Source organism: Prevotella sp. P5-64 (genome assembly GCF_002251285.1).
In the GTDB taxonomy this organism is placed as follows: domain Bacteria; phylum Bacteroidota; class Bacteroidia; order Bacteroidales; family Bacteroidaceae; genus Prevotella.
On record NZ_NPJK01000063.1, the window covers coordinates 67,438 to 81,734 of the forward strand.

Annotated in this window: 11 protein-coding genes; 3 read left to right on the forward strand and 8 right to left on the reverse strand. The window is 53.5% G+C overall.

Going from position 1 to position 14,297, the window contains the following annotated elements; translation table 11 throughout:
* Position 1: 1 nt before the first annotated feature.
* The 4 genes from CIK87_RS11335 to CIK87_RS11350 form a co-directional block, all read right to left on the reverse strand.
* Positions 2 to 3,322 (reverse strand): SusC/RagA family TonB-linked outer membrane protein, encoded by a 3,321-nt coding sequence (locus CIK87_RS11335; RefSeq protein WP_094387259.1) that lies wholly within the window; start codon positions 3,320 to 3,322, stop codon positions 2 to 4.
* Between the two features lie 211 nt (positions 3,323 to 3,533).
* A complete protein-coding gene (locus CIK87_RS11340) occupies positions 3,534 to 4,535 on the reverse strand; it encodes a FecR family protein (RefSeq protein ID WP_144008202.1) in 1,002 nt (333 codons plus the stop codon).
* 1,144 nt (positions 4,536 to 5,679) lie between these two features.
* Positions 5,680 to 6,576: a helix-hairpin-helix domain-containing protein gene (locus CIK87_RS11345; protein WP_094387261.1), complete on the reverse strand. Its 897-nt coding sequence runs from the start codon at positions 6,574 to 6,576 to the stop codon at positions 5,680 to 5,682.
* Positions 6,577 to 6,631: 55 nt separating this feature from the next.
* Positions 6,632 to 7,990 (reverse strand): sodium-dependent transporter, encoded by a 1,359-nt coding sequence (locus tag CIK87_RS11350; RefSeq protein ID WP_094387262.1) that lies wholly within the window; start codon positions 7,988 to 7,990, stop codon positions 6,632 to 6,634.
* A gap of 107 nt (positions 7,991 to 8,097) precedes the next feature.
* On the opposite strand from CIK87_RS11350, the gene CIK87_RS11355 reads away from it, so the two are divergent.
* Complete coding sequence (locus tag CIK87_RS11355; RefSeq protein WP_022310690.1) at positions 8,098 to 8,511, forward strand: VanZ family protein; 414 nt, start codon at positions 8,098 to 8,100, stop codon at positions 8,509 to 8,511.
* Here CIK87_RS11355 and CIK87_RS11360 read toward each other — a convergent pair.
* Genes CIK87_RS11360 through CIK87_RS11370 form a run of 4 tightly spaced genes read right to left on the reverse strand, consistent with a single transcriptional unit; the run spans position 8,450 to position 12,079 of the window.
* Positions 8,450 to 8,956 (reverse strand): CYTH domain-containing protein, encoded by a 507-nt coding sequence (locus CIK87_RS11360; protein ID WP_094387263.1) that lies wholly within the window; start codon positions 8,954 to 8,956, stop codon positions 8,450 to 8,452. The genes CIK87_RS11355 and CIK87_RS11360 overlap by 62 nt on opposite strands.
* Complete coding sequence (locus tag CIK87_RS14500) at positions 8,953 to 9,096, reverse strand: hypothetical protein (protein ID WP_022310688.1); 144 nt, start codon at positions 9,094 to 9,096, stop codon at positions 8,953 to 8,955. Before CIK87_RS14500 ends, CIK87_RS11360 begins: the two co-directional genes overlap by 4 nt.
* Positions 9,097 to 9,142: 46 nt before the next feature.
* Positions 9,143 to 10,267 (reverse strand): peptide chain release factor 2, encoded by a 1,125-nt coding sequence (prfB, locus tag CIK87_RS11365; RefSeq protein ID WP_094387264.1) that lies wholly within the window; start codon positions 10,265 to 10,267, stop codon positions 9,143 to 9,145.
* Complete coding sequence (locus CIK87_RS11370) at positions 10,268 to 12,079, reverse strand: long-chain fatty acid--CoA ligase (RefSeq protein WP_094387265.1); 1,812 nt, start codon at positions 12,077 to 12,079, stop codon at positions 10,268 to 10,270.
* A gap of 731 nt (positions 12,080 to 12,810) precedes the next feature.
* Between CIK87_RS11370 and CIK87_RS11375 the strand changes: the two genes are divergently transcribed.
* Positions 12,811 to 13,131: a nucleotidyltransferase domain-containing protein gene (locus CIK87_RS11375; RefSeq protein ID WP_022310685.1), complete on the forward strand. Its 321-nt coding sequence runs from the start codon at positions 12,811 to 12,813 to the stop codon at positions 13,129 to 13,131.
* Between the two features lie 34 nt (positions 13,132 to 13,165).
* Positions 13,166 to 14,227 (forward strand): M20 family metallo-hydrolase, encoded by a 1,062-nt coding sequence (locus tag CIK87_RS11380; RefSeq protein ID WP_094387266.1) that lies wholly within the window; start codon positions 13,166 to 13,168, stop codon positions 14,225 to 14,227.
* Positions 14,228 to 14,297: the final 70 nt, after the last annotated feature.

Below are 14,297 nucleotides of genomic sequence, written 5' to 3' on the forward strand. Positions count from 1 at the left end.
CTTAGAATTTGAGTTTGATGTTGAAACCAAGGTTGCGTGTGCTTGGTGTCATGAATTTGTCAATACCCTGATAGTAGTTACCGGTGGTAGCTGTGGTCTCAGGATCGAAAGGTGCCTTGCAGTAAAGCATCAGCAGGTTGCGACCAACGAGAGAGAGGCTCAGGTCACCGATACCGAAGAATACGTTCTTCTTGAAGGTATAACCAAGGCTTGCCTCCTGCAGACGAATGTTGGTAGCGCTGTAGGTATAGTACTGGGGAATACCGTCGGCAGCACCGATAGTGGTGTACCATGTCTCAGGATTCACGCGGTCTTCACCGTTTACGAGTACATAACCCAGGTCGCGGGCGTCGGCAGTGTTCTTAGACACACCGTAAGCGTCGAGGGCAGCCTGTGTAGCTGAGTAAACGATACCGCCAAAGCGTGCAGCAAACATGAAACCGAAGTTGATGCCCTTGTAGCTGAAGTCGTTGCGCCAAGCCATGTTACACTTGGGGAATACGGAACCCAGCTTGATGTCACCTACGTTGGTGTCCTTGTACACCTTACCGTTCTCGTCAACATATACACGGCCTTCGCTGTCGCGTACTACGTCGGTGAGAGAGTAGAGGTCACCCAGCGTACCACCTTCCTTGAGCAGGAAGTGAGCAGAACCCATACCGTTGAGGTCCAGACGGTCCTTGTTGATGATGGCGCCGGTCTCAGGGTGAACGTAGTTCTTTACGAGCTCGTTGATCTTGTTCTTGTTGGCAGAGAATGTGTAGTTAGAAGACCACTTGAAGTTGCCCCAGCTGTTGTCATAGCCCAGAGCCAACTCGATACCGTTATTGCTTACGCTACCGGTCTGGATGTACATGGTGCTATAACCAGAAGATACTGATATGTCGGGGTTGAAGGTCTGGTTGTAAGTCTTGGTCCAGTAGAGTGTCAGGTCAAGGCTGAAGTGCTTGAACAGACGGGTCTGCAAACCGAACTCCCAAGAGTCTGTGGTCTCAGGCTTCAGGTTGTACATAGGATAAATGGTCTGGCTCTTCCACTGACGGTTGGCCTCATCCCACTCATATACAGGGTTGGCGTACCAACGTGGGAAAGGAATACCTACAGAAGCGAATGAACCGCGAACCTTCAAGAAGTCAATCTGCTTGGGCAACTGGAATGTCTGTGATACAATCCATGATGCACCGATAGAGGGATAGAAGAATGAAGACTTGTTAGACTTGGGACCAGCGAGCATAGAGGGCCAGTCGTTACGGCCGGTAAGAGTCAGGTAGTACTGACTGTTCCATCCGATTTCAGCGCTCATGAAGACAGACTTGGTCTGGTCGTGGTAGCCACCGGGCTGACGCTTCTCGCGGTTGGGGTCAATCTGGTACTCGTTGAATACGTTAGGAATGAGGTTGTCATTGATAGGACCATCGATACCAGTAACACCCTGCTTAACATCAGAGATGATTGCACCGAGGTTGGCATTGACAGAGAGTCGGTCCTGGAAGAAACGCTTGTCAAAAGTCATCATTACATCGCCGTAAGTCTGCTTGTCATCGGTCTTCACGAGAGCGTACTGACCATTCTCACCAGCGAGAGTCTTGTTGGTAGAAGCATAGTACTTCTTCTCGAAGGTATTGGTGGCGTTGTCTACGCGGATACGTGCAGCAAGGCTCAGATAGTCGGTGAGCTTATAGCTGGCGCCGAGGTTGAGCATATAGCGATACTTGCGGTTGGTACGTACGTTGCGGTAGTTGATCCAGTAGGGGTTCTGACCTACGAACTCACTTGCGAGGTCGTTCCAGTTCTGAACGTAGAGGTTACGCTGTGTATCCCAACGCTCAAACATCTTGAGGTCATCGATAGAATTGCCGCGGGGGTAGAGGTATGCGGTTACCAGTGGGTTACCATATACACCCTGGTTGGTCATGTTGCGGTCATTCTGGATAATGTAGCTTGCACCGGCGTCAACAGTCAGCTTGTCGTTGAGCATCTTGGCTGTGTTGCGGATGGTGAAGTTGTAACGGTTGTACTCGTTGTTGGGGATTACACCACCTGAGTTGAGGGCACTGGCAGAAACATAGGTCTGGTTCTTCTCAGTACCGGTAGAGAGGGTGAAAGCCTCGGTAGTAACGACACCTGTCTTGAAGTAGTTGTCTACAGGGTCATAGCCACGATAGTTGGTCTCGTTGAGCTTGGCACCCCAGCTGTAAGACTCACCACCAGCGTCGCGCAGTGTGCTGCCTGTACCGTAAGCGTTCTGGAAGTCGGGAGTACGGAAAACTGAAGAGAACTCAGTGGTCTGGCTTACAGTGACCTCGGTCTTGCCTTCCTTACCCTTCTTGGTGGTGATAACGATGGCACCGTTAGAAGCGCGGTTACCGTAAAGAGCGGCAGCGGCAGCACCGGTAAGCACTGACATAGACTCGATATCCTCGGGGTTGATGTCGGCGATAGCCTCGGTAGTACCGTTAGAACCGAAACCAGAGTCACCGTCGGAGCCGAGGTTGAACATTGGAATACCGTCAATCACATAGAGCACGTTGCTTGACTGCTCGATTGAACGTGTACCACGCATCACAACCTTAGAGGCACTACCTGCACCGGCAGAGCTGGCGTTGATGTTCACACCGGCAACCTTACCGTTGAGGGAGTTGATGAAGTTGGCATCCTTGTTGGTGAGGAGGTCTTCACCGCTCACCTGCTGTACGTTGTAGCTCAGAGCCTTCTCAGCACGCTTGATACCGAGGGCGGTAACCACAACTTCGTTGAGCTCCTTGGTACCTGAAGACATAGACACGCTGTACTTGTCCTTGCCAGTTACCTTGAGAGTCTGGTCGGCATAGCCGATGTAGGTAATCTCGAGCTCTGCGCCTTCGGTGGTGTTGAGAACGAAGTTACCGTCTACATCAGAGATTACAGCATTCTGAGTGCCCTTCTCCTTGATGGTGGCACCGATGATGGGCTCACCGTTCTCGTCGGTGATAGTACCGGTTACCTTTTTCTTGGGATTGTTGGCCTTGGCGGTAGCCACGGTCTTACCCTGCTTCTTTGAAACGACGATGTTCTTACCCTTAATCTCGTAAGAAACACTCTGACCACGGAGGATCTGCTCCACAGCCTGCTTGACATCCTTCGCGTTAACACTGACTACCTTGGCGGTATTCACGTCAGCTGACTCAAACACGAACGAATATCCACTCTTTTGTCTCAATTCTGTCATTGCCTTCTCTACAGTGACTCCCTTGAGCTGCATCTGCAAGCTCTGTGCGAGGGCACTGAGGTTCATGCACAACAGAAACGCGCCTACCAAGAGGCCTTTTTTTCTGATATTCATTACTGTACTAAATTAGATAATTATATTTATTAACTCTTATTCGTAGGTTATTGTTTACGTTGGTGGGGCTTGTTCCCTGGCCGCCATCAGGGTGAGCCCAGGCACAGTCTTTATGACCGTGGGGCTCGTGATAAGGTTCTTTTCTGTTTTGTTTTTGTTGGGTGTCTGAGGTTAAAGTTGTAAAAGTAAGTTATAAAGTCGGGGAGTGCCCTTAGTATATTATGTAAGTCTTTCCTTGCAGTTTGTATCTGATGCGCCCGGTAGCAGAGAGGGCGTCGAGAATCTGAGTGAGCGTCTGCTCGTCGCGGTTAAAGGTAGCATAGAAGTTGAGAGTGGCGAGCTGCCTGTCGGCAATCACGATGCGCTGGTGGTAACTGCGAGAGAGCGTAAGGGCTATCTCGCGCAGGGTGGTGTCATGAAACATCAGTACTCCCTGGGTCCACTGGCGTGACGCTTGGGCGACGGAAGACTGGATGGTCATGTTCTTGGAGCCTTTCTCAAAGACGGCACACTCGTTGGGTTGCAACTGGTATTCACGATTGGCAGAGTCGGCATGGCTGCCTAAGGCTACGCGACCTTCGACGAGAGTGACCATAGCATTAGGGTCGTCGGGGTAGTCGCGGAAGTCAAACTTGGTACCGAGCACGCGCAGCTTGAGAGCGCTGGAGTTGACGTGGAAGGGGAGTTTCTCGTTATGGGCAACTTCGAAGTAGCCTTCACCCACGAGTTTCACATTGCGTTCGCGAACACCGAAACCCTGGGAGTAGGTGATGCGTGAGCCGGCATTGAGCCAAACCTGTGTGCCATCGGGGAGGGTCATACGGGTTGTGGAACCTAAGGGGGCTTCGACGCTGATGTCGGCGAAGCGAGACTCTACCATATCCTGTCCCTTTATATAAAAGAGGTAGGAGAAGACACCCACGGTGACAAGAAGGATGGCAGCGTAGCGCATCATATACATCACGCGGCGATGGCGACGCTGACGCTGATGAGCATGCACGCACTCCATAAACTTTTTGTAGGCAAGCACTTTGTCATATTTAGCCAGCTGCTCCATATTGGGAATGGACATCCAGATAGTGTGAAGCTGTCTGAACAGGCGGGAGTTGGCTCCGTTGGCATCGCGCCACAACAGGAGTTCAGCGACCTCCTCAGTACTGAGGTTGTCACCGAAATAGCCTACCATCAAGTCGTAAAAATGTTCGTCTTGCACGTCGTTGTCGATTTGATATACATCAATAAGACGAAAAATATCTTAAATGGGGTAGTCAAAAATGCGATTTTTTTCAAAAAAAATCAATTTTCCACCATTTTCACCGATATTTTTAGCCAAAATTAGCACTTTGGGGATGAGAGAGGGGCTATTTACACAAGGAATAAGGACCAGGCAGATGATGCTGACACTTTATTACTTCATGTTTACCACTACACCTTATTATATATATAGACTTACTGCTCCATAAAAAATAAATACAAAAAGCCTCGGCGTCTTCTGAAGGCTCCGCCTTTGTGGCGATAGACGCAGCCGTCAGCCGGAAAACAATTTTCCTTCGTGCCGCCAGCGCCATCACCACCGTCATGCACAGCATGACATCAGAAGACGCCAAGGAACAAAAAGCGGCCTGCGGCCATAAAAAAAGTCCAGCTTACGCCGGTAAAAAAACAATATCTGGGAGGAGGCCCCTCGACTGCTCCCAAAAGCCCCTCTCTAACTCTCCCCAAGGGGAGAGAAAGCCAAAGCACCCCAGATTAACGCATTAAGATAGAACTCCTTTCCCTAAGGCAAGGCTGGGATGTTGCCCGTATTAAACCTGTTCCACTTGGTGAAGGTTGGAATGCCCCCCTATTAAACTCAATCCCCTTGAAGAAGGTTGAAATGGTTGACGCTGAGCTCCTTCCCTTTGGGGAAGGCTGGGATGGGGCTTTCCCCCACCGAAGCCAACAGGGGAAAATGAAAGTGCGGCCCTGACTGTGGAGCCGCACATCATCAAACATTTCAAAGAGATATTATTAGCAGATTAGTCAATTCAAAAATATGTTGTCAAAATTCAAGTGGTCACCAAGGGCAACGATAGCACCTACCATGGCTGCGAAACGAATGCCGAGAGCCAACAGAATGACGAGATGTCTGACACGGGCTGCACACGAGTAGCAATGCGGCGAAGCGAAGAGACGGTCATAGTGGATGCAAGTTGCTTTTGTTTATCACTTTGATATCCAAAGGCAAAAATAATATATTTGCCACAAAGCGGGTGTAACCTTGCGTAACTTTTGTGTCGCTTTCCTAACATTTAGGTGTCGCTTTGGTGGGAAAGAGACTACTGCTTGGAAGAAAAAAGATGGCTGGTAACGTGAGATTAGAAGCGCACATAAGGACGGAGACGCTCGATGTCGGCGGCGGTGAACGCAGAGAGCAGACGCAGCTGGTCGAGGCTGGCGAGGGGACCCTTCAGCCGACGATAGTCGCAGATGGCGCGCGCCTGGAGATAGTTGATGTAAGGATGGCGCTTGAGTTGGGAGAGCGAGAGACGGTTGACATCGAGGCGCTGGATGTCGCCGGCATCGACGGTGAAGAAAGGAAGAGCCTCCTCGGGGAAGTCGTCAATCTCGAGCAGCTGACGGGCATGGGCATAGCCACCCAGACGCTGGCGGTAGGCGACGATGCGACGGGCGTAGTAGGCACCGATGCCAGGCACACGGCGTAGGAGCGTGGTATCGGCAAGGTTGAGGGCGATGCGCTCGGAGTTGCGCAATTTGACAGGATAGCGCAGGCTGTCGGAAGAGGCTTTGGGCCGCTCGTCATGGACGGCATAGACCTCCGATGCCGGCAGATAGTCTGCCGAGATGCGTATATAAGGCTCGAGCTCGCGATACTGCTTGGCGGTGAGACCGTAGAGGCGCGCGAAGTCGGACGGACGGCGGAAGACTCCACCCTTGGCACGGTAGTGATAGATGTTGCGCACCTGATAGGGCTGCAGACCAAGGCTGAGCAGCTGGGTGCTGTCGGCGGTATTGGGGTCGAAGGGGGCATAGACCACCTGGCGCGAGGGCGTGGCATAGGTGTAAGCACGCCGAGAGTCTGTGCCCACGGCGCGACGCTTGCTGCGGGTGCTGTCGGCAGCGGCGATGGGAGTGGTGTCGGCACTGGGCCACAAGAGATGATAGCCTATCACCCCGAAGGCAAGGACTGCCAACAGGAAGAGGACAACCACGCGGTCGCTCTTGCAGAGGTAATAGGGGCGGGACAACTTCATCGCTATATATAATATAATAAGGTGTAAGGTGGTTTATCTTCGGCAGCCCGGGGCATCAGAAGACGCCGAGCTGATGGAGGAAGACGGCGAGGATGGCTGTGGGACAGACATAGCGCACAAAGAACAGGTAGACGCCGAAGACCCTGCACGACACGGTGCCCCAGTTGGTAAACTCGTCGCGCACCAGCTTGCGCGGCACTGCCCACCCGATAAACAGGCAGGTGAGGAAGCCACCCACGGGGAGGAATATCTGACCCGTCACAAAGTCGAACCAGTCGAAGAGAGTGCGCCCGCCGAAGCTCAGCCATGGTATATCGCTGAACGAGAGCGAACAGAAGATGCCGATAAACAGGCTGCCAGCGGTGACGAAGGTGGCAGCCGTGCGGCGCGTGATATGCAGTTCCTCGATGAGGAAGGCTGTGCTCACCTCGTGGAGCGACATGAGCGACGTGATGGCTGCCAGCGACAGGAGGGCGTAGAAGAACACCGACACGAGCATGCCCACTAAGGGCACGGCGGCAAACGCCTGGTTGAACACGTTGGGCAGGGTGACAAAGACGAGCGAGGGGCCGCTGCCGGGGTTCACTCCCACGGAGAAGGCGGCAGGGAATATCATCAGTCCAGCCAGCACCGCTATCAGCGTATCGAGCAGTGACACCTGCAGGGCCGACTTCAACAGATTGGTCTGACGCTTGAAGTAAGAGGCATAGGTGCAGATGCAGCCCATGGCGATGCTGAGCGAGTAGAACGACTGACCGAGGGCGCCGAGGAAGGCGTCGCTGTCGAGTTTGGTGAAGTCGGGCTTGAAGAGGAACTCCATGCCGCGCTCGCCACCGGGCAGGAGGCACGACGCCACGACGATGACAAGGAGCAGGATGAAGAGCGTGGGCATGAGCATCTTGGAGGTACGCTCGATACCGCTGCGCACACCATTGACAATCACCAGACAGGTGATGACAAGGATGGCGAGCGTCCAGATGACGGGGCGCCAGGGGTCGGAGGAGAACTCGGCAAAATAGTGGTTTACGAAGTCGGCATTGCCGGTGAGCTCGCCGAAGAACGAGGCATAGACATACTGCAGGCACCAGCCAGACACCACGGCATAGTAGCCCATGATGAGAAAACCGGTGGCGACACCCAAGAGACCCACATACTTCCAGGCGTTGCCGCCGGAGAGCAGGGAGTAGGCGCGGTAGGTGTTGGACGCACCGTGACGGCCGATGATAAACTCGGAGAGCATACAGGGGATGCCCAGCATAAGCACACAGCAGATATAGACCAGAATGAAGGCTGCGCCGCCATTCTCGCCCGTCATATAGGGAAATCGCCACACATTGCCCAGTCCGACGGCACCGCCGGCGGTGGCAAGTATCATTCCCAGTTCGGTTCCGAAATTACCTCTTTTTTCCATCATTTTCCCTCAAATAACTACTATTTTTATGTCGTACGTACTAATAATCGTCGTGGTTGATACAAAAGTAATGAATTTTATTTACTTTTGTCAGCAAATCGAAGAGAAAAATGAAAAGTATATGGAAATTGTGTCGAGACTATCCCTTCTCGACACTGTGTATCATCGTGATATGGATACTGTGTATCATCCCCATTCCCGAGACGCCGCTGTCTGAGGTAAGCATGATAGACAAGTGGACGCATCTGGTGATGTATGGCGGACTGTGTGCCATGATATGGACAGACCGCGCCCGGCTGCGCCTCACCTCCGACCGCCGGGGGATGGTGGTCTACGCCCTGCTGCTGCCCATCGTGATGGGCGGGGTGATAGAGCTGGTCCAGGCCTACTGCACCGGCGGCACGCGCAGCGGGGAGTGGCTGGACTTGGCTGCCGACAGCCTGGGCGTGCTCATCGGCCAACCTATCGGTATGCTTCTGGCAGCGTGTCACGCCAGGTGGCGTAAGGGGCGCGCAGAAGATTAGAGTTGTAGAAACGGCGGTCGCCGGTAACCTCGACAGCGATGAAATCGGGCTTTTCAAAGGGTTCGTCCACCGAAGCCAACTCTATCTCTGCCATGACAAGACCGGCATTGTCGCCGAAAAACTCGTCCACTTCCCACACGTGGCGGCCATCGGCGCTGCGCACGAGATAACGGTTCTTGTCGATGACTCCACCCCGGCACAGACGCAGGAGGTGGCTCGCCTCGTCGAGGGTTATCTCCTTCTCAAACTCATAACGGCTGAGTCCGCCGTCCTGCGAACGGCTCTTGATGGTGAGGTAGGCATGGTCGTCGCGTACGCGGACACGCACCGTGGCACCCTCGGCAGGGATATAGCCTTGCTGGATGTGGGTACAAGAAAAGGCAACACGCTTGTACGCATCGCCTTTCCTGACCAGAAACTTACGTTCTATTTCTACACCGCTCATTGCATCAATACCATAGCGTAACCTATCACGGCAAGAGTCAATACTACCATGGTTACTATCAACCACTTCATCACGTTCTTGCCTTCCTTCTCCTGCATGGCTGCCTTCTTGGCGCGGCGCATCTTACTTTTTTCGCTCATAGTTGTTATGTTTTTAGGTTAATATATCGATGTTTCTTTTAGGGGTTCAATCTTCGTCGTCGGTGACAGGGAACTCCATGAGATAAGCCTTGATGAAGTCGTCGATTTTGCCGTCCATCACACCGTCGACATCGCCAGTCTGGTAGTTGGTGCGGTGGTCCTTGACGCGACGGTCATCGAAGACATAGCTGCGTATCTGGCTTCCCCACTCTATCTTTTTCTTGCCGGCTTCAATCTTGGCCTTGGCCTCGAGACGCTTCTTCATGGCGCGGTCATAGAGCTGCGACTTGAGCAGACGCAGGGCGTTCTCGCGGTTCTTGGGTTGGTCGCGCGTCTCGGTATTCTCGATGAGAATTTCTTCCTTCTCGCCGGTGTCGGGGTCTTCATACTGATAGCGGAGGCGCACTCCCGACTCTACCTTGTTCACGTTCTGACCTCCGGCACCACTGGAGCGGAAGGTATCCCAAGAGAGGCGGGCGGGCTCGACCACCACCTCGATGGTATCGTCGACGAGGGGCGAGACGAAGACGCTGGCAAAACTGGTCATACGCTTGCCCTGGGCATTGAAAGGCGATACGCGCACGAGGCGATGCACGCCGTTCTCGCTCTTCAGGTAGCCATAGGCATACTCACCGCCTTCTATCTCCATAGTGACGCTCTTGATACCGGCTTCATCGCCTTCCTGCAGGTCTGCCACACGCACTTTGTAGCCGTGTGACTCTGCCCAACGCATATACATACGCATAAGCATCGACGCCCAGTCCTGGCTCTCGGTACCGCCAGCGCCCGAATTGATTTTCATGACGCAGTCCATCGGGTCTTCCTTCTGTCTCAGCATGTTCTTGAGTTCAAGTTCCTCGATGGCTTTGATGGCTTTGGCGTAGTCGGCGTCGACTTCGTCCTCGGTCACCATATCGTCGTGATAGAAATCGAAGGCCAGCTGCAACTCGTCGGCATATTCGCGTGCCGCCTTGTAGTCCTTGAGCCAACGCTCAATGCCCTTGACCTTCTTCATCTGTTCCTGTGCGCGCTTGGGGTCTTCCCAGAAGTCAGGCGCCTGTGTGCGGAGCTGTTCTTCTTCAAACTCCACCTTCTTTTGGTCGATGTTCAGGTAGCGCGCCAACGCATCGGTGCGCTCCAGAACGTCTTTCAACTGATCACTTGTTATCATTTATTCTTCGTACATCTTGTCTATCGTCTCCTTGTAGTTCTTGTAGACGACAGATCGTTTCAATTTGAGGGTGCTGGTCAGCTCTCCATTCTCCATGGTGAAGCCATGGGGCAGGAGGGTAAACCGCTTGATTTTCTCGTAGTGGGCCAGCGTCTGCTGGAGGGTGTCGATGCGCTCGGTCATCATGTCGTGGATGCGCTTGTCGGCACAGAGCTCTTCGCGCGAGCCAAACTCGATGTGGTTGTCACGGGCGTAGGCTTCGAGCAGACGGAAGTCGGGCACGATGAGGGCGGCGACAAACTTGCGCTGGTCGGCGATGATGGCAACCTGGTCTACATACTTGTCGACGAGTAGCATGGACTCTATCATCTGGGGCGCGATATACTTGCCGTTGGATGTCTTGAAGAGGTCCTTGATGCGCTCCTTGAGGAAGAGCTCGCCCTGATCGTTGATGTAACCGGCGTCACCCGTACGGAAGAAACCGTCGGCAGTGAAGGCTTCGGCGTTGACCTGGTCGCGCTTGTAATAACCCGGCGTGATGGTCGGGCCCTTGAGCAGCACTTCGTCGTTGTCGCCAATCTTGACCTCGATACCAGAGAGCGGACGACCCACCGAACCGATGGTGAACGGTTTGCCCTTGTGGTCGCAAGAGACAGTGGCAAGGCTTTCGGTGAGACCGTAGCCCACGACCATGTTGATACCGATGGAATGGACAAATTCTTCGACTTGGGGCGACACAGCGGCGCCGGCGGTGGGGAAGATATTGGGGTGGTCGAGACCCAACTGCTTGCGCACGAGGGCAAGCACGGTGCGGTCATAAATCTTGTATTCGGCAGCGAGGGCAAGCGACGGCCGACGGCCGCGGGCCAGGCAGTCTACATTGTACTTGTGACCCACATGGAGGGCACGGTGGAAAAGACGCTGCTGCAGGGCGCCAGCATTGTCCATACGGTCTTTGACAGCGATGTAGACCTTCTCCCAGAAGCGCGGAACCGATGACATACACGTAGGGTGGGTCTCGCGCATAGCCTGCTGTATCTGCTGGGGATAGGTGTTGATAATCAACTGGGCGCCAACCGACAGGCAGAGGTAAGCCCAACCTCTCTCGAAGATGTGGGTGAAGGGCAGGAAGTCGATGACGCGGTCGTTTTCAGAGACATCAACAAACTCATAGTTGGCGTGAAGAGCCGCATGATACTGCCCGTAGGTGAGCATCACGCCCTTGCTCTCGCCGGTGGTACCACTGGTGTAGAGGATGTTGCAGAGGTCGGTGTAGTTGGCTTCCTTCCAGCGCGTCTCAAGTTCAGACTGGCGGGGCAGCCCCTTGCCCAACTTGATGAAATCGCTGAAGTAAAGGGCATTGGAGTCGTGGGTATCGATATTCACGCTGTCATCATAGACGATGATGCGCTCGAGCGTGGGGCAGAGGTGGAAGATGCGCAACGCCTTGTCATACTGGTCCTGCTCGCCTACGAAGAGGAAGCGCACCTTGGCATCGTTGAGCACATAGAGTATCTGCTGCTCGCTATTGGTGGCGTAGAAAGGCACGGTAACGGCGCGCACGCCATAGGCACCGAAGTCGGTGTAGAGGTACTGCACACAGTTCTGTGAGAAAACGCCTATATTTTCCTGAGGTTTCACGCCGAGATTAAGCAGCGCGTTACTTACCTCCTTTACACGAAGAGAGAAATGCTGCCAAGATACTGAGCGCCATTTCTTTTCTCCAAATCTCTGAAAAGTAAGTGCCGTTCGCTCTCCGTACTTCTTGGCAAGGTCGTGAATGATCACCGAAAGATGACTATTGATTTGCATAAGCAATAATATTTAGTTTATGCAAAGGTAGTGCAAACCGAAGACAATACAAAGAAAAAACGTAGGTTTTTTCGATTTGGATTGTTGAGGTGCAGCCTACCTTATCCAAAGGTAGTGCAAACCGAGCGAAATACAAAATAAATCTATTTATTTTTATTTCCGAGGTGAAGCCTACCTTCACGCCTTAGGCGTAAAGTAGTGCAAACCGAAGAGATTACAAAATAAATTCATTTATTTTTAATCTTGAGGTGCAGCCTACCTTCACGCCTTTAGGCGTAAAGTAGTGCAAACCGAAGACAATACAAAGAAAAAACATGAGCTTTTTCGATTTCTACGGAAGAGCCGTCGTTATGTTTAAGTTGATGCAGATGCCAAACAAAAACATTTCAAGTCACGAAATGACGATTGCAAACCGCGATTTTATCATTTCAGACTTTGAGCCCATTATTTCAAGCCACGAATTATAGATGAATAGGCACTCGGACAAGTTGGCGCCACGCCCCACCCCATTTCCGAAGCCCTCGCACACACTCCCGGGCACCACGATGAAGGCAGCGCGACCCACAGCCCATCGCAGATATATGTGCCGAAAAGCAAAAAAACATGAGTTACAGCACCAATATCAATGATTTTTTGCTTAACTTTGCCCGGGATGGACGGTGCCTCGGCATTTGAAGCAAGTTTCATGATGCAGAGATGCACCATCCACACCCACGAAACACGCCAAGATTATGAAAGCAGACGAATTGATAATTGACAAAATCAAGGATATCGCCCGCAGCACTGTCCCCGACGGCAGCGAAGCGATACTGTATGGCTCGCGGGCTCGTGGCGATGCCCGCAGCGACTCCGACTGGGACATCCTTATCCTGTTGAACAAGGACACGCTCACCCAGAACGACTACGACAACGTGAGTTATCCCTTCGTCATGCTGGGCTGCAACCTTGGCACCGAAATCAACCCCATCCTCTACACCAAGAAGGAATGGGAAACCTACCAGTTCTCCCCTTTCTACGAGAATGTGAATAGAGACGGAATTATCCTTGCATAATTCGGTCGTTTCTACCAACAAACGCACAATTACGATGACCACAAAAGAATATACTGATGACGCGGTGGCGCTGCTCATGCGCCTGATAGCCACTCCGTCTGTGAGCCGCGACGAGGGCGGGGCGGCAGATGTCATGGAGGCAGAACTGCGGAGATGCGGAATTGAATATACGCGCGAGGGCAACAACCTCTGGACCACTGACCCGCAGTATGACGAGCGGCGCACCACCCTGCTGCTCAACGCCCATATCGACACCGTCAAGCCCGTGGAGAGCTGGACGCGCAACCCCTACTCCCCCACGCTCGAGGGTGACACGCTCTACGGTCTGGGCAGCAATGACTGCGGCGGAGGACTCACTGCGCTGCTGCAAGTGTATCGCGCGCTCAAAGACAGACCACGTCCTTACAATCTGATATACCTCGCCTCGGCAGAGGAGGAGGTCTCGGGCGTCGACGGCATACGCCGCGTGCTGCCTCTGCTGCCCAGGATAGATGTGGCGATAGTGGGCGAGCCCACCGCCATGCAGCCCGCCATAGCCGAGAAGGGACTGATGGTGCTCGACATCACCGCCCACGGCCGCAGCGGACACGCCGCGCGCAACGAGGGCGTGAACGCCATCTACAAGGCGATGGACGATCTGCTGTGGATGCGCGACTACAGGTTTGAGCGTGACAGCAGTCTCTTAGGACCCACCACGATGAAGGTGACGGTGATAAACGCGGGCACCCAGCACAACGTGATACCCGACGAGTGCCGTATGGTGGTCGACATACGTACCAACGAGCATTATACCAACCGCGAGGTGTATGACATCGTGAGCCGCCACGTCAAGAGCGATGTCAAGGCGCGCTCCTTCCACCTCTGCTCGTCGCATATCGATGCCCAGCATCCATTGGTAAGACGGTGTCTGTCATTGGGAATGACGCCCTTTGGCTCGCCCACGCTGAGCGACCAGGCGCTCATGACATGGCCCTCGTTCAAGTTGGGCCCCGGCGACTCCGCCCGCTCCCACTCTGCCGATGAATACATACGCATAAGCGAAATCTCCCACGCCATCGACACCTATCTCTCGCTGCTCGAGGGTTGGGAAGGTTAAGTCACGAAGTCCAGTCACGACCGTGGCGACAGCCACAAACGCAAAGAGCGCGCCCATGTGAACCTCTCAC

Coding starts and splice junctions, on each gene's coding strand:
- CIK87_RS11335 (WP_094387259.1), bottom strand. CDS start 3,322: ATGAATATCAGAAAAAAAGGCCTCTTGGTAGGCGCGTTTCTGTTGTGC.
- CIK87_RS11345 (WP_094387261.1), bottom strand. CDS start 6,576: ATGAAGTTGTCCCGCCCCTATTACCTCTGCAAGAGCGACCGCGTGGTT.
- CIK87_RS11350 (WP_094387262.1), bottom strand. CDS start 7,990: ATGATGGAAAAAAGAGGTAATTTCGGAACCGAACTGGGAATGATACTT.
- CIK87_RS11355 (WP_022310690.1), top strand. CDS start 8,098: ATGAAAAGTATATGGAAATTGTGTCGAGACTATCCCTTCTCGACACTG.
- CIK87_RS11360 (WP_094387263.1), bottom strand. CDS start 8,956: ATGAGCGGTGTAGAAATAGAACGTAAGTTTCTGGTCAGGAAAGGCGAT.
- CIK87_RS14500 (WP_022310688.1), bottom strand. CDS start 9,096: ATGAGCGAAAAAAGTAAGATGCGCCGCGCCAAGAAGGCAGCCATGCAG.
- prfB (WP_094387264.1), bottom strand. CDS start 10,267: ATGATAACAAGTGATCAGTTGAAAGACGTTCTGGAGCGCACCGATGCG.
- CIK87_RS11370 (WP_094387265.1), bottom strand. CDS start 12,079: ATGCAAATCAATAGTCATCTTTCGGTGATCATTCACGACCTTGCCAAG.
- CIK87_RS11375 (WP_022310685.1), top strand. CDS start 12,811: ATGAAAGCAGACGAATTGATAATTGACAAAATCAAGGATATCGCCCGC.
- CIK87_RS11380 (WP_094387266.1), top strand. CDS start 13,166: ATGACCACAAAAGAATATACTGATGACGCGGTGGCGCTGCTCATGCGC.